Origin of the sequence: Paraburkholderia sp. J69-1 (genome assembly GCF_905220255.1) — a bacterium.
In the GTDB taxonomy this organism is placed as follows: Bacteria; Pseudomonadota; Gammaproteobacteria; order Burkholderiales; family Burkholderiaceae; genus Paraburkholderia.
On the sequence record NZ_CAJMZG010000017.1, the window covers coordinates 127,849 to 146,348 of the forward strand.

At 65.2% G+C, this 18,500-nt stretch carries 18 protein-coding genes and 1 tRNA gene; 14 read left to right on the forward strand and 5 right to left on the reverse strand.

The window, feature by feature from the left end:
• Positions 1 to 14: 14 nt before the first annotated feature.
• On the forward strand, positions 15 to 650 hold the full coding sequence (locus U5A67_RS27615; RefSeq protein ID WP_205984763.1) for a riboflavin synthase: 636 nt from the start codon (positions 15 to 17) through the stop codon (positions 648 to 650).
• Between the two features lie 442 nt (positions 651 to 1,092).
• Positions 1,093 to 2,925 (forward strand): ABC transporter ATP-binding protein, encoded by a 1,833-nt coding sequence (locus tag U5A67_RS27620; protein ID WP_321816765.1) that lies wholly within the window; start codon positions 1,093 to 1,095, stop codon positions 2,923 to 2,925.
• Positions 2,926 to 2,951: 26 nt separating this feature from the next.
• On the opposite strand, the gene U5A67_RS27625 is transcribed toward U5A67_RS27620, so the two are convergent.
• Positions 2,952 to 3,257 (reverse strand): HigA family addiction module antitoxin, encoded by a 306-nt coding sequence (locus U5A67_RS27625; protein WP_321816764.1) that lies wholly within the window; start codon positions 3,255 to 3,257, stop codon positions 2,952 to 2,954.
• A gap of 315 nt (positions 3,258 to 3,572) precedes the next feature.
• Here U5A67_RS27625 and ribBA point away from each other — a divergent pair, with 315 nt between their 5' ends.
• The 4 genes from ribBA to U5A67_RS27645 all read left to right on the forward strand — a co-directional run bounded on the left by ribBA (position 3,573) and on the right by U5A67_RS27645 (position 7,102).
• The gene (gene ribBA / locus U5A67_RS27630) at positions 3,573 to 4,733 is read left to right on the forward strand and encodes a bifunctional 3,4-dihydroxy-2-butanone-4-phosphate synthase/GTP cyclohydrolase II (protein ID WP_205984679.1); all 1,161 of its coding nucleotides are present in this window, start codon (positions 3,573 to 3,575) and stop codon (positions 4,731 to 4,733) included.
• Between the two features lie 124 nt (positions 4,734 to 4,857).
• Positions 4,858 to 5,367, forward strand: a complete 510-nt coding sequence (ribH, locus tag U5A67_RS27635; protein ID WP_205984678.1) for a 6,7-dimethyl-8-ribityllumazine synthase — start codon at positions 4,858 to 4,860, stop codon at positions 5,365 to 5,367.
• Positions 5,364 to 5,798: a transcription antitermination factor NusB gene (gene nusB / locus U5A67_RS27640; protein ID WP_205984677.1), complete on the forward strand. Its 435-nt coding sequence runs from the start codon at positions 5,364 to 5,366 to the stop codon at positions 5,796 to 5,798. Before ribH ends, nusB begins: the two co-directional genes overlap by 4 nt.
• 110 nt (positions 5,799 to 5,908) lie before the next feature.
• On the forward strand, positions 5,909 to 7,102 hold the full coding sequence (locus tag U5A67_RS27645) for a pyridoxal phosphate-dependent aminotransferase (RefSeq protein WP_321816763.1): 1,194 nt from the start codon (positions 5,909 to 5,911) through the stop codon (positions 7,100 to 7,102).
• A 92-nt stretch (positions 7,103 to 7,194) separates the two neighbouring features.
• Here U5A67_RS27645 and U5A67_RS27650 read toward each other — a convergent pair whose 3' ends face one another.
• Positions 7,195 to 8,415, reverse strand: a complete 1,221-nt coding sequence (locus U5A67_RS27650) for a transglycosylase SLT domain-containing protein (protein WP_321816762.1) — start codon at positions 8,413 to 8,415, stop codon at positions 7,195 to 7,197.
• Between the two features lie 610 nt (positions 8,416 to 9,025).
• On the opposite strand from U5A67_RS27650, the gene U5A67_RS27655 reads away from it, so the two are divergent.
• From U5A67_RS27655 to U5A67_RS27665, 3 genes are all read left to right on the forward strand, one after another.
• Positions 9,026 to 10,609, forward strand: coding sequence for a UbiD family decarboxylase (locus tag U5A67_RS27655; RefSeq protein ID WP_205984674.1), 1,584 nt, complete (start codon positions 9,026 to 9,028; stop codon positions 10,607 to 10,609).
• Positions 10,610 to 10,737: 128 nt separating this feature from the next.
• Positions 10,738 to 12,210, forward strand: a complete 1,473-nt coding sequence (locus tag U5A67_RS27660) for an NAD-dependent succinate-semialdehyde dehydrogenase (protein WP_321816761.1) — start codon at positions 10,738 to 10,740, stop codon at positions 12,208 to 12,210.
• An 80-nt stretch (positions 12,211 to 12,290) separates the two neighbouring features.
• A complete protein-coding gene (locus tag U5A67_RS27665) occupies positions 12,291 to 12,965 on the forward strand; it encodes a LysE family translocator (RefSeq protein WP_321816760.1) in 675 nt (224 codons plus the stop codon).
• Between the two features lie 151 nt (positions 12,966 to 13,116).
• Here U5A67_RS27665 and U5A67_RS27670 read toward each other — a convergent pair whose 3' ends face one another.
• On the reverse strand, positions 13,117 to 13,425 hold the full coding sequence (locus U5A67_RS27670; protein WP_205984671.1) for a hypothetical protein: 309 nt from the start codon (positions 13,423 to 13,425) through the stop codon (positions 13,117 to 13,119).
• A 408-nt stretch (positions 13,426 to 13,833) separates the two neighbouring features.
• Entirely contained in the window at positions 13,834 to 13,995 is a 162-nt protein-coding gene (locus tag U5A67_RS27675; protein ID WP_167336019.1) for a hypothetical protein, read from the reverse strand.
• A gap of 749 nt (positions 13,996 to 14,744) precedes the next feature.
• On the opposite strand from U5A67_RS27675, the gene U5A67_RS27680 reads away from it, so the two are divergent.
• The 5 genes from U5A67_RS27680 (at position 14,745) to trmB (ending at position 17,510) form a co-directional block, all read left to right on the forward strand.
• Positions 14,745 to 15,065, forward strand: coding sequence for an EthD family reductase (locus tag U5A67_RS27680; protein WP_205984670.1), 321 nt, complete (start codon positions 14,745 to 14,747; stop codon positions 15,063 to 15,065).
• A gap of 56 nt (positions 15,066 to 15,121) precedes the next feature.
• Positions 15,122 to 15,685 carry a YggT family protein gene (locus U5A67_RS27685; RefSeq protein ID WP_321816759.1) on the forward strand — a complete coding sequence of 188 codons (564 nt, stop codon included), beginning with the start codon at positions 15,122 to 15,124 and terminating at the stop codon, positions 15,683 to 15,685.
• A 128-nt stretch (positions 15,686 to 15,813) separates the two neighbouring features.
• Positions 15,814 to 15,888 (forward strand) — tRNA-Gly (locus U5A67_RS27690).
• 293 nt (positions 15,889 to 16,181) lie between these two features.
• Positions 16,182 to 16,391, forward strand: coding sequence for a hypothetical protein (locus tag U5A67_RS27695; protein ID WP_241023712.1), 210 nt, complete (start codon positions 16,182 to 16,184; stop codon positions 16,389 to 16,391).
• A 291-nt stretch (positions 16,392 to 16,682) separates the two neighbouring features.
• Positions 16,683 to 17,510, forward strand: coding sequence for a tRNA (guanosine(46)-N7)-methyltransferase TrmB (trmB, locus tag U5A67_RS27700; RefSeq protein WP_321816758.1), 828 nt, complete (start codon positions 16,683 to 16,685; stop codon positions 17,508 to 17,510).
• 84 nt (positions 17,511 to 17,594) lie between these two features.
• Here trmB and U5A67_RS27705 read toward each other — a convergent pair whose 3' ends face one another.
• Positions 17,595 to 18,473 (reverse strand): undecaprenyl-diphosphate phosphatase, encoded by an 879-nt coding sequence (locus tag U5A67_RS27705; RefSeq protein ID WP_205984666.1) that lies wholly within the window; start codon positions 18,471 to 18,473, stop codon positions 17,595 to 17,597.
• Positions 18,474 to 18,500: the final 27 nt, after the last annotated feature.

Here is an 18,500-nt window from a genome sequence, read left to right on the forward strand (position 1 = left end):
CAAAGGACAGCCAGATGTTTACCGGAATCGTCGCGGCCGTGGGCCGCATCGAATCGATCAAGCCCCTCGGCGCCGACGCCGATGCCGGCGTGCGCCTCACCGTCAACGCGGGCGGCCTCGACCTCGACGACGTGCAGATGGGCGACAGCATCGCCATCCAGGGCGCGTGCATGACCGCGATCGCCAAGACCGCGACGACCTTCGACGTCGACGTCTCGCGCGAAAGCCTGAACCGCACCGTGGGCCTCGCGCAAACGGGCGAGGTGAATCTGGAAAAGGCGCTGCGCGCGCATGATCGCCTGGGCGGCCATATCGTGTCGGGCCACGTCGACGGTCTGGGCACGGTCACGCGTTTCGCGCCGGTGGGCGAGTCGCACGAACTGCGCATTCTCGCGCCGGTGGAAATCGGCCGTTACCTGGCCTACAAGGGCTCGGTCACCGTGAACGGCGTGAGCCTGACGGTGAATTCCGTCGACGATCGCGGCGACGGCTGCGAGTTCTCGATCAACCTGATTCCTCATACGGTGGAAGTCACGACGCTCAAGCATCTCGCGGCGGGCACCCAGGTCAATCTGGAGATCGATCTGATCGCGCGCTACGTGGAGCGGATGCTCTCGGCCGGCGCGAAGACCGGCGCGGCGCAGGATTGATCGCGGCCTGGTTGGTGCTTGATTGACGGTTAGTTGAAGCGCGCGCGCCGTGTCTCACGCGGCGCGCAGCCAGCAAGCGCAAGATCGATCGCGCTGCTAATATTCGGACTATTCCTCTCGCGGTATGCGCCAGCATGCCGCACTCTTATTCACCCGAACTTCGCAAGGAGGCACAGATGGCAACGATCGAGATGGCTGCTGTCATGCCGCCGGTTTGGGTGATGTCTCGTGGCGCTATCGGCGCCGGCATCCTCCGTCGAGCGGGTCGACCGCAGCCGTAGGTTGTCGCGGCGCAGCGGGCTTGTTCCCGCCGCGTCATTTTCCAGCGATTTTTTGTGGCTTGGCGTCCGGTGCATTCCTGCCGGAATGCGTTGCCGTCGCTCTTCGTTTTTTCCTCTCTTTCAGGGAAGTCTCCGGGTCTTTTGGCCGGGGCACGCTGTCCATGACAGATCAAGTCAAACACTCCGTTTCCGGCGGGCACACCTTCCGCAAGGTGCTCGGCTTTGCTTTCCGGCACTGGTCGCGCCAGCCGTGGCGCGTGAGCGCGGTGGCGCTGGCCGCGCTGCTCGGCGCGCTCGCCGATGTCTTCACGCCGCACTACGCCGGCCAGCTCGTCGATGCTCTGGCACATGACGCCGCCAGCGGCAACGATGTCGCCTGGCATGCGGCCGTCTTCGCGTTCTGGGCGCTCACCGCGCTCGGGCTCGCCGGCACGCTGATGCGTCAGGCTGCGTTCCAGAACATCATCGTGCTCACGCTGCGCATGATGGGCGAAGTCGCCACGCACGCGTTTCATCGCGTGCAGCGCTTCTCGACCGACTGGCACGCCAACAGCTTCGCGGGCTCGACCGTGCGCAAGATCACGCGCGGCATGTGGGCGCTCGATCTGCTCAACGACACGCTGCTGGTCGCCCTCTTCCCGTCGCTCGTGATGCTGGTGGGATCGACGGTGCTGCTCGCGGTGCAGTGGCACCTGATGGGGCTCGTGGTGGGGATCGGCTCGGCGCTTTATCTGGCGATTACGGTCTCGCTGTCGCTGTTCTACGTGGCGCCTTCCGCGCGGCTGGCGAACCAGTGGGACACGAAGATGGGCGGCGCGCTCGCCGATGCGGTCTCGTGCAATCCGGTCGTGAAGGCCTTCGGCGCCGAGTCGCGCGAAGAAGCCCGGCTCGCGCGCGTGATCGACAAGTGGGATAGCCGCACGCGGCGCACGTGGCGGCGCGGCACCTTCAACGGCGGCGTGCAGGGCGCGCTGCTGGTGGCGATGCAGGCGGCGATTCTCGGCTCGGCGCTGCTGCTGTGGTCGCGCGGGCTGGCGAGCGTCGGCGACATCACGTTCGCGCTCACGCTGTTCTTCCTGCTCAAGGGTTATCTGCGCGATGTGGGCATGCACGTGCGCAATCTGCAGCGCTCGGTCAACGACATGGAAGAGCTGGTGATGCTCGACGCGCAGCCGCTCGGTATCGAGGATGTGCCGGGCGCGCCGCCCATCGCGATCGATCGCGGCGATATCCGCTTCGAAAACATGACGTTCCGCTACGGCGCGCTGGAGCGGCCGCTCTACGCGAACCTGAATCTGCGGATCGCACCGGGCGAACGCGTCGGTCTGGTCGGCCATTCGGGCTCGGGCAAGACCACCTTGATCAAGCTGATCCAGCGCCTCTACGACGCATCGGAAGGCCGCATCACGATCGACGCTCAGGATATCGCGCGCGTGCAGCAGGCTTCGCTGCGCGCGCAGATCGCCATCGTCCAGCAGGAGCCGGTGCTGTTCCACCGCACGCTCGCGGAGAACATCGCCTACGCGCGGCCGGGCGCGACGCATGCCGAAATCGTCAACGCCGCGAAGCTGGCGAGCGCGCACGACTTCATCATGGCGCTGCCGCGCGGCTACGACACGCTGGTGGGCGAGCGCGGCGTGAAGCTTTCCGGCGGCGAGCGCCAGCGTGTGGCGATTGCGCGCGCGTTCCTTGCGGATGCACCGATCCTGATCTTCGACGAAGCCACGTCGAGCCTCGACAGCGAAAGCGAAGTGCTGATCCAGCACGCCATGGAGCGCTTGATGGAAGGCCGCACGACCGTGGTGGTGGCGCACCGGCTGTCGACCGTGCGCTCGCTCGACAGACTGCTGGTGCTGGAGCGCGGACGCGTGGCCGAAGAAGGCACGCACGACGCGCTCGTGCGCCGCGAGAACGGGCTGTATCGACGCCTGTTCGAGCGCCAGGCGCTGGAGCTGACGAAGGGTCTCGCCGACGACGATGTGATCCTGCGCTAATCGCGCAGCCGGAGCCGCGCGATACGTCAGGCGGCTTCGGCGCGCACGTGCGGCTGGATGCCGGCGAGCACGTCCGCCAGCGCCTCGCGCGCGCGTTCCGTGTCGTAGTGCGTCTGCAGTTCCATCCAGCGATGCGCATCGGTGCCGAAGTAGACGGCGAGACGCACCGCCGTATCGGCCGTGATCGCGCGCTTGCCGAGCACGATCTCGTTGATGCGGCGCGGCGGCACGCCAATCGCCTTGGCGAGCGCGTACTGGCTGATGCCCAGAGGCTTGAGCCAGTCTTCGTTGAGGATCGCGCCCGGCGTGGCGAGCGGAACGTCCCGAGCCATGTTCAACCTCCCTCGTGATAGTCGATAAAGCGCGCCTGCAAGGCCGCGCCGCCTGTCATGTCATCGACATAAATAGTAACGCTCTGCGTTAATAACGCAAAACGTTACGATTGTCGCGACCGCGCCACGCCTCGACGCGCTAGCCGTTCGGCCAATGCTGGCGCGGGCGGCGGCCCGTGAGGCCACGCCGCCGTTGCTCGGGCACAGCCCGTCGGGAGCGTGCGCGGCGCCGAAAACCCGCCGCATCGCCCCCGTTCTGGGCGACGCGCCCGCCCGCCTGGCGTAAAATGTGCGCTTTCCAGTCAGAATCCCACCATGACGCTCGCCTCCACCCTTGAGATCATCGCCGAACTGAAAGCCGGCAAGATGGTGATCCTCGTTGACGAAGAAGATCGTGAAAACGAGGGCGACCTCGTCATCGCGGCGGAATTCGTCACGCCCGAAGCCATCAACTTCATGGCGAAGTACGGCCGCGGGCTGATCTGCCTCACGCTCACACAGGAGCGCTGCAAGCTGCTGAACCTGCCGCTGATGACCTCGCGCAACGGCACGCAGTACGGCACGGCGTTCACGGTGAGTATCGAGGCGGCCGAAGGCGTCACCACGGGCATTTCCGCCGCGGACCGCGCGCGCACGATCCAGACGGCCGTGGCGCACGACGCCCGCGCCGAGCATATCGTGCAGCCGGGCCACGTATTCCCGATCATGGCGCAACCGGGCGGCGTGCTGGTGCGCGCGGGCCACACGGAAGCGGGCTGCGACTTCACGGCGCTCGCGGGTCTGACGCCGGCTTCGGTGATCTGCGAGATCATCAAGGATGACGGCACGATGGCGCGCCTGCCCGACCTGATGGAGTTCGCGCAGGAACACGGCATCAAGATCGGCACTATCGCCGACCTGATCCACTATCGCAGCCGCACCGAATCGATCGTCGAGCGCGTGGCCGAACGCACCATGCACACGGCTCACGGCGCCTTCCGCGCGATCATGTATGTCGATCGCCCGACGGGCACGCCGCACATCGCGCTGGTGCGCGGCACGCCCTCGCCGGATACGGAAACGCCGGTGCGCGTGCACGAACCGCTGTCGCTGCTGGATCTGCTGGAAACGGGCTCGTCCACGCACTCGTGGACGCTCGACGCCGCCATGCGCGAGATCGCCGAACGCGATCTCGGCGTGATCGTCATGCTCAACTGCGGCGAGAGCAAGGAACATCTGGTCGACGTCTTCAAGGCGTTCGACCAGAAAGAGCGCGCGGAGGCGCTCGCACGCCGGCCCGTGGACTTCAAGACCTACGGTGTCGGCGCGCAGATCCTGCGCGAACTCGGCGTGGGCCGCATGCAGGTGCTCTCGAAGCCGCGCCGGCTGGGCAGTATGTCCGGCTACGGTCTCGAAGTCACCGGCTTCGTGCCGATGCCGGGCGGTGGCGCCGAAGCGCCCTGCCCGCCGGAAACGGCCGAGCGCACGGCGCAGTAAGGCAAGCCCAGTCTGTCGAAGTCAGGCCGCGAAATCGGCCTGGCCGGCAAAGCCCGATACACTACGCCGCGTCGCACGCACACTTTCACGCGTCACCACGCTCAACCGAACCTACGGATATCACATGGAAATCGGACAATACCAACCGAACCTCGACGGCGACGGCCTGCGCATCGGCATCGTCCAGTCGCGCTTTAACGAACCCGTTTGCAACGGCCTGGCCGACGCCTGCATCGAAGAACTCGAACGCCTCGGCGTGACGGGCGAAGACGTGCTGCTCGTCACCGTGCCGGGCGCACTCGAAATCCCGCTGGCGCTGCAAAAGCTCGCCGAAAGCGGCCAGTTCGACGCCCTGATCGCGCTTGGCGCGGTCGTGCGCGGCGAAACGTACCACTTCGAACTGGTCTCGAACGAGAGCGGCGCGGGCATCACGCGCATCGGCCTCGACTTCGGCGTGCCGGTCGCAAACGCGGTCCTGACGACCGAAAACGACGAGCAGGCCGTCGCGCGCATGACCGAAAAGGGTCGTGACGCCGCACGCGTCGCAGTCGAAATGGCGAACCTGACGGTCGCCTTGGAACAACTCGACGGCGGTGACGACGACGAGGAAGAAGACGAAGAGGAACAGCAATGAAGAGCGCGCGCCGCCGCTCCCGCGAACTGGCCACGCAGGGCTTGTATCAGTGGCTACTGTCGGGTGTGCCCGCCGGTGAAGTCGATGCGCAACTGCGCGGTTCGCAGGGCTATGACAAGGCCGACCACGAGCATCTGGACGCGCTGCTGCACGGCGTGATTCGCGAAGCGGACGAACTGTCCACCGCGATCGCGCCTTGCCTCGACCGTCCGATCGAGCAGCTTTCGCCCGTCGAACGCGCGGTGCTGCTCGTGGCGACCTACGAGTTCAAGCATCACGTCGATATCCCGTATCGCGTCGTCATCAACGAAGCGGTCGAACTCACGAAGACGTTCGGCGGCTCGGACGGCTACAAGTACGTCAACGGCGTGCTCGACAAGCTCGCGGCGCAACTGCGCGCCACCGAAGCGCAGAACGCCCGCAAGTCGTAAGCCGTCGCAGTTCGTCATTGCGTGACATGGCGTAGCTGGCGTGGTGCCGGGCCTTGAGGCCCGCGCCCGCCCAGCGGCCCGCCATGCGCGCCAGCACTGGAATTTCCCGCATGAACACCGTTGCCGAACCGCTCCTGCGGCTTGCCGCGCGCGTCGACGCGATCCAGCCCTTCTACGTCATGGAACTGGCGAAGGAAGCTGCGAAGCTCGAACGCGCCGGACGCGACATCATCCACATGGGTATCGGCGAGCCGGATTTCACGGCGCCCGAGCCTGTCGTAGAAGCCGCGGCCGCCGCGTTGCGCCAGGGCATCACGCAGTACACCAACTCGCTTGGCATTCATCCGCTACGCGAAGCGATCGCCGCGCATTATCAGCACGCTTATGGGCTGACGATCGATCCGGCGCGCATTGTGGTGACGGCTGGAGCATCGGCTGCGCTGCTGCTCGCCTGCACGGCGCTCGTCGATCGCGACGACGAAGTGCTCATGCCGGACCCGTGCTACCCGTGCAACCGCCACTTCGTGGCCGCCGCGGAAGGCAAGCCGGTACTCGTGCCGAGCGGCCCCGAAGCGCGTTTCCAGCTGACCGCCGACGATGTCGAGCGTCTGTGGACGCCGCGCACCCGTGGCGTGCTGCTGGCCTCGCCGTCCAATCCCACCGGCACCTCGATCGAAGCCGACGAACTCAAGCGCATCGTGCACGCCGTACGCGCGCGCGGCGGCTTTACGATCGTCGACGAGATCTATCAGGGGCTGTCGTACGGCGAACCGCCGGTCTCGGCCCTCTCGTTCGGCGACGACGTGGTGACGGTCAACAGCTTTTCGAAGTACTTCAATATGACGGGCTGGCGTCTGGGCTGGCTCGTGGTGCCGCCTTCGCTGGTCGGCGCGTTTGAAAAGCTCACGCAGAACCTGTTTATCTGCGCATCGGCGCTCGCGCAGCACGCGGCTCTCGCCTGCTTCGAGCCCGACACACTCAAGATCTACGAAGCGCGCCGGCTGGAGTTCAAGCGCCGCCGCGACTTCATCGCGCCCGCGCTCGAATCGCTCGGCTTCACGGTGCCCGTGATGCCGGACGGCGCGTTCTATGTCTACGCCGATTGCACCAAGGTCAACCATCCCGCCGCCGGCGACAGCGACGCGCTCACCCGCGCGATGCTGCACGACGCCGGCACGGTGATGGTGCCGGGCATGGACTTCGGCGTGGCCTGGCCGCGCGAATATGTGCGGCTTTCCTACGCCACGGCCTACGAGCGGCTGGAAGAAGCCGTCGCGCGGCTGCGCACCCTGTTCGAGCGCTGATCCGCCGCCGGTTCACCAATGGAAAAAGGCACCCAAGGGTGCCTTTTTCGTTACGTCCGGTCTTTCCAGTGGCTGGGCTTGATGCTCAGACTTTAAGCGCCAAGCTCGGGCTGGCCGCGCTTCTGGGCCGCCGCACCGCTGGTGCTGGCATCGTCCTGCGAAGGCGCAGTCGAAGCCGAGGTCTTTTCGATCAGCGCGTGGGCGCCTTCGAGCGTCATGTGCACGCGCTTGTCGCCGTTCGTGCCGTTGATGCTCGCCACCTTCTGCGTGCCCGTGGTGCTGGCCGTCGTGGTGGGCGCTTGCGGCCCGTTGATCGGCACATTGCGGCCGTGCGCGACATCACGCAGACGCGAGCGTTCGGCCATCACCTTGGCGCCGTAGCCGCCGTCGTCCTGCGAGGTCGAGCCGACGTACAGGCGCAGACCGCCCGGCAGCGAACCGCCGCGCGCGATGCAGTCCTTCAGGACCAGCGCGCCAACCTTGATGTTGGCAAGCGGATCGAGCGCCGCGCTCTGCCCGCCGAAGTACTGGAACTTGTCCGAGTGCACCTTCGACATGACCTGCATCAGGCCTTGCGCGCCCACGCCGCTTTCGGCGTACGGGTTGAAGCCCGATTCGATCGCCATCACGGCGAGCAGCAGCAGCGGATCGAGACCCACTTCGCGGCCCGTGTCGAAGGCGGCCTTCACGAGTTCGCCCACCGGCTCCTGCGCCACGCGGTAGCGGCGCGAGATATAGGTGGCGACCATCGCCTGTTCACGCGCCGAGACCAGCACGCGGTCGTCGCGAGCGTCGGGCGTGATGCGTTGCGACGGAATCATGCGCGCCAGCGTGCCGACGCTCGGCAGCGAACGCGGATCGAGGCCGTTGAGCGTGACCGCGTCGAGCGTGGCCATGCCGCCGTTCGAGACGCTGCTCGCCACATGGGCGACTGCGCCGTTCGAGCCGGCCGGCGAGATACCCGCGCCATGCAGGCCGGTATCCGGGACGAGCGCCGTGGGCAGGGTCGCGCCATCGGCTGGGTTGTTGTCGTCGCTGGACGCCGTGCCCGAGGGCATCAACGAAGGCAGCGGATTGCCTTGCAGCAGGCGGGCGGGACCAGCCTGCACGGCGGCGGAAACGAAAGGCATCATGCGTGCGGCCAGCGTGCCGCGCCACGTGGGCAGAAGCCACACAGCGAGCGCGAGTACGACGGCGCAACCGCCGACGATGCTGAACAGGTGATGACTCAGACGCGTGCCACGCCGCAGCAGCGCACGCAAGCCAAGAGCGAGACGCTCATCGGCGCGCCACCACGATAACCAGGTATTCATCTAACAGATCTCCCCATGGTGCATGATCCGACGACCGAAGTCGGCGCGAGGCCGAAGGCCAATCGCAGGATCAAGACGCCGCGCGCCCTGGCTGGTGCGGCAGCGACGTCGGGAAAACGGCAAAGTACGCCGTGGGTGGAACCCCTCAGGAACAACTGACACGCCGTGAGCGGCGCGTGGGGGTTCTCACGCGAACAGCCGGCGCAGAGGCGCCGGCGAGGACAGCCAATCTAGACCGTGAAAAAGCCGTGCAGGGAATCGGCTAACGGTGACGCGTTGCGTCTGAAGGACCGGGACGGTGGTTAAAAATTGCAAGCCCTGCAACCAATGTGGGCGAATTCTAGCAGGGATTTATAGACCGTCAACACTATAGAATGTCAAATCTATAACTAATTGTAATAATGAACAGTGTTCAATCCGGGCAGACCCGCGTGGTACGCGCGTCTGCGGCCAGTTGCCGGATCTGCCTGCCAACGTGCGTCAGGTAACGCAGGTAAAATCGACAATCGAATCCGGCTGGTTTGGGACGCTCTTCAGTCTGTTAAGTCCCTTTTAAAAGCCCCGCTTTGATATCTGCACTGCCGCGCGCTGCGGCTCCGACCCTATCCTGATGAAATACAAAGACTTGCGCGACTTCGTCGGTCGCCTGGAGACGATGGGCGAACTGCGCCGCGTGCCGCAGGCCGTCTCTCCAGTACTGGAAATGACCGAGCTGTGCGACCGCGTGCTGCGCGCCGGTGGCCCGGCCCTGTTGTTTGAGAACCGCTCGACCCATGCGTTCCCCGTGCTCGGCAATCTGTTCGGCACACCGCGGCGGGTTGCGCTCGGCATGGGTATCGACGCGCCGGCTTCCGGCAGCGACGGTGACAGCGCCGCGCTCGAGTCGCTGCGCGACGTGGGCCGCCTGCTCTCCGCGCTGAAAGAGCCCGAACCGCCGCGCGGCCTGAAGGACGCGGGCAAGCTCTTCACGCTCGCCAAGGCCGTCTGGGACATGGCGCCGAAGACGGTGAGCGCGCCGCCCTGCCAGGAAATTGTGTGGGAAGGCAACGATGTCGATCTCGCGAAGCTGCCGATCCAGACCTGCTGGCCCGGCGATGCCGGTCCGCTGATCACCTGGGGTCTCACGGTCACGCGCGGGCCGAACAAGACGCGCCAGAACCTGGGCATCTACCGCCAGCAGCTGATCGGCCGTAACAAGCTGATCATGCGCTGGCTCGCGCATCGCGGCGGCGCACTCGATTTCCGCGAGTTTGCGCTGCGTAATCCTGGCAAACCTTACCCCGTGGCCGTGGTGCTCGGCGCCGATCCCGCGACGATCCTCGGCGCGGTCACGCCGGTGCCCGACACGCTCTCCGAATACCAGTTCGCCGGCCTGTTGCGCGGCGGCCGCACCGAACTCGCCAAGTGCCTGACGCCCGGCGTCGACACGCTGCAGGTGCCCGCGCGCGCCGAGATCGTGCTCGAAGGTTTCATCTATCCGCAGGAAGGCGCACCGTCGCCCGCCCCGGCCGGCGCGCCGCCGCGTCCGGTCAAAGGCGCGAGCGCCGCGTACGAGCACGCGCTCGAAGGTCCGTACGGCGATCACACCGGCTATTACAACGAGCAGGAGTGGTTCCCCGTCTTCACGGTCGAGCGCATCACGATGCGCCGCGACGCGATCTATCACTCTACGTATACAGGCAAGCCGCCCGATGAGCCGGCCGTGCTCGGCGTCGCGCTCAACGAAGTGTTCGTGCCGCTGCTGCAAAAGCAGTTTCCGGAGATCACCGACTTCTATCTGCCGCCCGAAGGTTGCAGCTATCGCATGGCGATCGTGCAGATGAAGAAGAGCTACGCCGGCCACGCCAAACGCGTGATGTTCGGCGTCTGGAGCTTCCTGCGCCAGTTCATGTATACGAAGTTCATCGTCGTGGTCGATGAAGATGTCGATATCCGCGACTGGAAGGAAGTGATCTGGGCGATTACGACGCGCATCGACCCGGCGCGCGATACAGTGCTCGTCGAAAACACGCCGATCGACTATCTCGATTTTGCGTCGCCGGTGGCGGGTCTCGGCTCGAAGATGGGCCTCGACGCGACCAACAAATGGCCCGGCGAAACCGACCGCGAGTGGGGCCAGGCCATCGAGATGAGTCAGGACGTAAAAATGCGCGTAGACCGTCTCTACGACGAACTCGGACTCGGCCGCGCCTGAGGCGCGAAGCGTCGTGGCCCGCAACGGGCCGCGGCGCGCCCTGCCCTTCATCCGCGACGCCTTTGCGACGCCGCGCCCGCTGCGGCTCGCCGTGAGCCGCAGCGCTCATGCATTGAGGAGTAACGACGATGAGCCAGTTGGCATCCGAACGCCTGACGCAGCTAAACGATCCTGCCCTCTTCAAGACGCGCGCCTGGATCGACGGCGAGTGGAGCGGCGGCGCCGCGACCTTCGCCGTGCTCGATCCCGCCGATAACTCGGAGATCGCGCGCGTGCCGGACTTCGGCGCGGCCGAGGCAAGCCGCGCGATCGGCGCCGCGCATGCCGCGCTGCCGGCGTGGCGCGCCAGGACCGGCAAGGAACGCGCCGCCGTGCTGCGCCGCTGGTACGACCTCGTGATCGAACACGCCGACGATCTCGCCGCGATCATGACCGCCGAGCAAGGCAAGCCGCTCGCCGAAGCGCGCGGCGAAGTGATCTACGGCGCATCGTTTCTCGAATGGTTCGCAGAAGAAGCCAAGCGGGTGAACGGCGACGTGCTCGCGAGCCCCGCCGCCGACCGCAAGCTCGTCGTGCTCAAGCAGCCGATCGGTGTGTGCGCATCGATCACGCCGTGGAATTTCCCGATCGCGATGATCACCCGCAAGGTCGCGCCTGCGCTCGCGGCGGGCTGCACGATCGTCGTCAAGCCTGCCGAACAGACACCGCTGTGTGCGCTCGCGCTCGCCGAACTCGCGCAGCGCGCGGGCGTGCCCAAGGGTGTGTTCAACGTGATTACCGCCGATTCGGCGAACTCGATCGAGATCGGCAAAACGCTTTGCGAAAGCGATGTCGTGCGCCATCTTTCGTTCACGGGATCGACGCCGGTGGGCCGCATCCTGATGCAGCAATGCGCGCCGACGGTGAAGAAAATCGCGCTGGAACTGGGCGGTCACGCGCCGTTTATCGTGTTCGACGACGCCGATATCGAAGCCGCCGTCGAAGGCGCGATGATCTCGAAATATCGCAATGCCGGGCAGACCTGCGTGTGCACGAACCGCTTCTATGTGCACGATTCGGTCTATGACACGTTCGTCGACAAACTGGCCGCGGCCACGCGCAAGATCAAGGTGGGCAACGGCTTCGAGGCGGGCGTGAATCAGGGCCCGCTGATCGACGACGACGCCGTCGCCAAGGTCGCGAAACACGTGGAAGACGCCACCGCGAAAGGCGCAAAACTGATCGCGGGCGGCCAGGCCAGCGCGGGCCGTTTCGTCGAGCCGACCGTGCTCGCCGAGGTCACGCGCGACATGCTGATCGCGCGCGAGGAAACCTTCGGGCCGGTCGCCGCCGTGTTCCGTTTCAAGGACGAAGCCGAGGTGATCGAACTCGCCAACGACACCGAATTCGGCCTTGCCTCCTATTTCTATAGCCGCGACATCGGCCGCATCTGGCGCGTGGCCGAAGCGCTCGAATACGGCATGGTCGGCATCAATACCGGGCTGATCTCGAACGAAGTCGCGCCGTTTGGCGGCGTGAAACAGTCGGGACTCGGGCGCGAAGGTTCGAAGTACGGCATCGACGAATATGTCGAACTGAAGTATCTGTGCATCGGCGCCTGAAGGCGCGACCGCACGATGACGCAACCGCCGCGTGACCGCCATGACGGCACGCGGCGCACGACAACAACAAACCGGGTTTTATGTCTCACGTTTCTCTGCTGTCCGACGGCTTTTTTCTGTCGCTTTCGTTGTGCCTCGATATTGGTCTCGTCAACGTCGCGATCCTCTCGCTCACGCTCTCGCATGGTTTCCGGCCGGGCTTCTGGCTCGGCTTCGGCTCGTGTTTCGGTGATCTGATTTACGCCGCGCTCGCGCTGGCCGGCATGGCCGCGCTGCTGCAGTTCGAGCCGGTGCGCTGGATCGTGTGGATCGGCGGCGCGGCGGTGCTGCTCATGCTCACCTGGAAGATGGCGCGCGAGGCGCTCAATCCCGCCAAGGCGCCGCCCGTCGAGGGCGAGGAAGACAGCGCTTCGCCGCTGCCGCACCCGTGGCGCATTTTCATGCGCGGCGTGCTGCTGGCGATCTCATCGCCCAGCGCGATTTTGTGGTTCGCGGCGGTCGGCGGCGCGCTGATCGCCAAATCGGGCGCGACGAGCGCCGGTTCGGCCGCGCTATTTCTGTCGGGATTTTTTCTCGGCGGGCTGGGCTGGACGCTGTTTCTGTGCGGGCTGGCGAGCCATGGGCGCAAGCGCGCCGGCACCGGGCTGCTGCGCGCGTGTCACGTGCTGTCGGCGCTGCTGTTCGCGTGGTTTTCTTATAGCGTGATCGTGCACGGCTATCGCGATCTGATCCTGCACGGCACAGGCGCGTCGTAAAGCGTGGCGGCGGGAAGTACGCTGAATCAACGCAAAAACGACGCAAAAACGACAAAGGCGCAACGCGGTATGAACCGGCATTGCGCCTTTGCAAATCAGGTGATCAAGACGGGCAGATGGCCCCCGCCATCCGCCGCCTCACCCTCAAACCTTAGTGGCGATACCAGCCGCCGTGATAGCCGCGGTAGCCATAGCCATGGTGATAGTACGGACGGCCGTAGTAGCCATAGCCACCGTAACCGCCCACGACAACGGCGGGTGGCGGCGCATAGACCACCGGCGGCGGCGGTGCGTAGTACACGGGCGGCGGCGGCGGTGCATACACCGGCGCGGCGTAGACGGGATAAGCCGGTGCGACCGGAATGCCAATGCCGATACCCACCGAAACGTGTGCCTGCGCCGCGCTAACCAACCCCAAACCCAGCGCAGCAGCAACGATAAACGGAACGGTCTTTTTCACTTCTCTTCTCCTGGCGGCCGACGACAGCGTCGCTCCACATAACGGGCAGTGCCCACGTCCTTACTCTATCTAAATCGGACGTCGCCAAAGGTCAGCATTTGTTGCAAATTGCAATTGCTTAAAGTGCGTTCAGTGCGACGCATCAAGGCAAACAGGAAAATTTCTGCTACGAATCGACACAAAAGGCGCCGCATCGCGCCATCCAGACGGCGCAGGCCGCACGCCCGGTCAGAGTTACCGGACCCGCGCGTCGAGGCGTCTGATACTCAGGTAATGTTTGATTACAAATTGACTGGGGGAAGCGCGGCCCGGCGTGTCGCGAACGCGCATCGGCGCCCGGAAACGACGAAGCCCGGCGCAACGGCCGGGCTGCGTCTCAAGCATGTCGATCAAACGGGCTGTCGCGTACTAGCCAACCTTCACATAGGCAAATTCACGCGAGACGCTTGGCGGCACATACGCGCCACTGATCTGCACGCGGGGTGTGAGGCGCTTCTTCTGATCCCACCAACGACGGCGTTGATGGGGCGTGAGAAACCGCAGATGTTTACGGTAAGCGAAGATGCTCATGGTGACCTCCCGAATCGGACTACCGCCAGGAAACAGCCCAATTGCACGACAGCAACAGGAAAACCGCAGTCATGGAAATCATTGTGCGCAGGTCGGCGAACCGCGACCGCGCTGTGGCGAGATAGCCGGGCACACCGGACATATCGCTGGACACCTGTTCGTGGCGCGCCGGCCGTGCTGGCGCTCGCGGGTGCTGGCGGATACTTGCGGATACTTATCGGCTTGATACAGCCGACAAGCATGGGCGGCCTTGAGATTCGCCGCCCGCGCCCCGGGGCTTCGACCGCGCGCGCCTGGCACTCGCGCGGATCGTTCGATCTGCGCCTGCCGGCTGCGTCCTGCGATCGTCACCTCAACTATGCGCGCCCACGTTCGCGCAGCAGAATCCGTGCCACGGGTCTTTCATGAATTCTGTCAGCGGCTGACTGCCGCTATCCGGCGCTATCTGTCGTTCTGGCGCGCCGCCATTTGCCCACGCACTCTTTTTAACTGCAGTATGCGGATCGCTTCGGTTCGTCAGCGAACATTGCGCGACGCTGCGATCGTCCGAACCACTGTAACGGTTTACCAAAAACACTGTCAGAATCGTGTGCGCGGCGCCAATACGCTGGCACGGGCGGCCGCGTCCTGCGCCCATACTGACGAGGCGTAAGCCGTGGTAATGTGGCAACGCCAGTGGCCGGCGCGTATTGGCCGGCACAGGACCGCACAGCGCTATACGCTTCAGGATTCATCGACGAGAACGCACAATGATCAAGGTCAGCATCCTTTATCCGTATCGGGAAAACGGCCGGTTCGACAGCGAGTACTACACCACGCGGCATATGCCGCTCGCTGCGCAGCTGTTCGGGGCAGCCTGCAAAGGCTGGTCGGTCGACATCGGCATCAACGCGGGCCCGCCGGGCACGCCGCCGCCCTACGTGGCGGCCGGGCACTTCCTGTTCGAAACGCTCGACGCCTTCTATGAGGTGTTCGCAGCGCACGACAAGGTGCTCATCGACGATATTCCCAATTACACCGACGGCGGCAACGGCACGATCCTGATCAGCGAGATCAAGATCGAGGTCTGATTCGCCCGCACGCGTCGCCGCGTGCCGTCATTCACCACAAGAAGGAAAAGACACCGATGTTCGGCGATATCGCCCGTTTTCTGCTCAATACCGTCTTCACCTTGTTCGGCGCCGCGTTGCTGATGCGCGCCTGGCTCCAGTACGTGCGCGTGCCACCGTATAACCCGGTGACGCACGCCATCCAGCAGGTCACCAACTGGCTCGTGCTGCCGCTGCGCCGCGTGATTCCTGGCGTGCGCGGCATCGACTGGGCGAGCGTGGTCGCGGCGCTGCTCGCGTCCGTGGTGTACGTGCTGCTGATGGTCTGGCTCGTGGGCGTCGACCCGATCGGCCTGCTGCCTACGCTGCTGATCGTTGCGGTGCTCACGCTGGTGAAGTGGGCGCTCAACCTGTTGATCTGGCTGACGATTCTGATGGCGCTGCTGTCGTGGCTGAATCCGCGCTCGCCCGCCATGCCCGTGCTGTTCCAGGTGACCGCGCCGTTTCTCAACCCGCTGCGACGCATCCTGCCGAACCTCGGCGGCCTCGATCTCTCGCCGATCCTGCTGTTCGTGATCGTGCAGGTGCTGCTGATGGTCGTCACGCGCGCGGCGGTGTCGCTGACGCTGTTCGGGATCTGACGGCTGATCCGACGCGCAATCGAAGCCGGGTTTGACGTCCGGGTTTGACGTAACACCCAGTGAAATCACTGCGCCGGGTTGCCCATATTTGCGCAACCCGGCGAAATCCGCGTAAAATGGCGCGCTCTGCGGGCGTCGTATAATGGCCATTACCTCAGCTTCCCAAGCTGATGACGTGGGTTCGATTCCCATCGCCCGCTCCAGAATTTCACGCTGATTTTCACGCCGTTTCCTGCCGCAGTCAGCACGCAGCAGGTCGGCATCAAGCGCCACGCTGGCCGCGCCTTCGCTGCACCGTTCCCCTCTTTTGTCGTGTCGCGCTGCTGCCTTCGTGCGTTCAGCCGTCGTTGCGCCTGCGCGCTTCGCTGCGTGGGTCGGGGTCGTTGCGCTAGCATCTGTGCCTCGGCGATCGACCCGCCCGCAAAATACCCGCAAATCACCCGCGCTTTTCCCCTGCGTGCCCGCGCGCAGGACTTCATCGATGGAACGATTCTTCATGTCCCGCCGCAGTGCCGTTGCGTTGATTGTGAAAATACGCACGTCACTGCTCGCCAATAAAGACGACCGCCCGCCTGCCGAAGTGCAGCGTCAGCAGGCACGCGCCGCCGATCTCACGCGCCTGTTGTTCGACGTGCGCGCGGGCCGCATCGGCGAATTCGAGCTGAGAGATCCCACGCGGATGCACGTCACCATTTCCTCGGACTGACGTCGGACTGACCTCGCGCCGACGCCGCACGCGCCTGGCCTCACCGGCCGCACTGATATAATGCGCGTCGCCCGGTCGTGCCCCGCTGACTGCCAGTGGACACCGACCTGCCCGAATCCGCGGCCTTTGGCCTTTGTCGCCTTGAGCCCGCTTGCAGCGATCAACAGCGATCATCGGCGGCATTGCGTCCGTCAAGCGCCGCCTGCGACTGAATAAACCGGGCATGACCGCCAGCCTGTCGGGCCTGCGAGTTCAGCCGCCCTGCGCTGCCTTCACCTGCCATCCTCGAAGATGAACCACGATCCGAACGACGCAGCCCGTCCTGGCTGCACGCCGTCCGACCCTGCGGACGAGACGCACGAAGCACCGGCCGCTGCCGATGCAGAAACCAGTGCCGAAGAAGGTGCTGAAGACAGTACCGAAGAAGGTGCCGAAGCAAACGCCCTGCACCATCGCCGCATCCGCAGCTTCGTGACGCGCGCCGGCCGCGTGTCGACCGGCCAGCGCCGCGCGATGGACGAACTCGGTCCGCGTTTCGTGGTGCCGTACACGCCCGAAGCCGCCAACTGGGACACCACGTTCGGCCGCCAGGCGCCGCGTATTCTGGAAATCGGCTTCGGCATGGGCGCGAGCACGGCGGAAATCGCCGCGCTGCGTCCGAACGACGACTTTCTCGGCGTGGAAGTGCACGAGCCGGGCGTGGGCGCGCTGCTCAAGCTGATCGGCGAGCAGGAACTCACGAACATCCGCATCATCCAGCACGACGCGGTCGAAGTGCTCGAACAGATGATCGCGCCCGACAGCCTCGACGGCGTGCACATCTTCTTCCCCGACCCGTGGCACAAGGCGCGCCATCACAAGCGCCGCCTGATCCAGCCGAAGTTCGTCCAGTTGCTGATCTCGCGCATGAAGCCGGGCGCGTATCTGCACTGCGCGACCGACTGGCAGAACTACGCCGAACAGATGCTCGAAGTGCTCGGCGCCGAAGCCGCGCTCGAAAACACGGCCGCCGATTACGCGCCGCGCCCCGACTATCGTCCGGTGACGAAGTTCGAGCGCCGCGGTCTGCGCCTCGGCCATGGCGTGTGGGATCTGGTGTTCAAGCGTCGCGTGGTCTGACAGCCGTCTGCGCACACCGCCAGCAAACAGAACGGGCGCCCCGCGGCGCCCGTTTTGCATTTCTGGAATATCGAAAAACCGGCGTCAATCGCCCCAGTCGAGCCCGCCGCCATAGCCGACCAGCAGGATCACCAGGCCGAAGACGATGCGATACCAGGCAAACGCAGTGAAATCGTGCGAGGCGACGTAGCGCAGCAGCCAGCGCACGCAGGCGAACGCGCTCACGAACGCGGCGATAAAGCCCACGCCGAACAGGCCGAGCCAGTCGGCGGACAGCGTCTGCCACGTCTTGTGCAGTTCGTAGAGCGTCGCGCCGAAGATCACCGGAATCGCGAGAAAGAACGAAAACTCGGTGGCGACGCGCCGTTCGACACCAAACAGCATCGCGCCGATGATCGTCGAACCCGAGCGCGACATGCCCGGAATCAGCGCGCAGCACTGCGCGCAGCCCACCTTGAAGGCGTCGAGCAGCGTGATTTCGTCGAGCGAATTCACGCGCGCGGGGCGTGCGGTTGACACGGCGACACTGCCCGCCGCGCTTCCGGCAACACCGGCCGCCGCGCGCATGCGCCCTTCCACCCAAAGGATGATCAAGCCGCCGACAACCAGCGCGCAGGCCACCGGCACCGGCGAGAACAATGCCGATTTGATCGCCTTCTCGAACATCAGCCCGAGCACGACGGCGGGAATCGTCGCGACGATCACGTTGAGGGCGAAGCGCCGCGCATCGGGTCGGGTCGGCAAGCCGCCCACCACCGTGCCGATCTTGCGGCGAAATTCCCAGCACACCGCGAGGATCGCGCCGAACTGGATCACCACGTCGAAGGTTTTTTCGTACTCGCCGTCGAAACCGAGCACGCTGCCGGCCACGATCAGGTGCCCCGTGCTGGAAACCGGCAGAAACTCCGTCAGCCCTTCGACAATGCCCAGAATCAGGGCCTTGCACGTCACGATCCAGTCCATCCCTGCTCCTTGCTGAAGTGGCGCCGC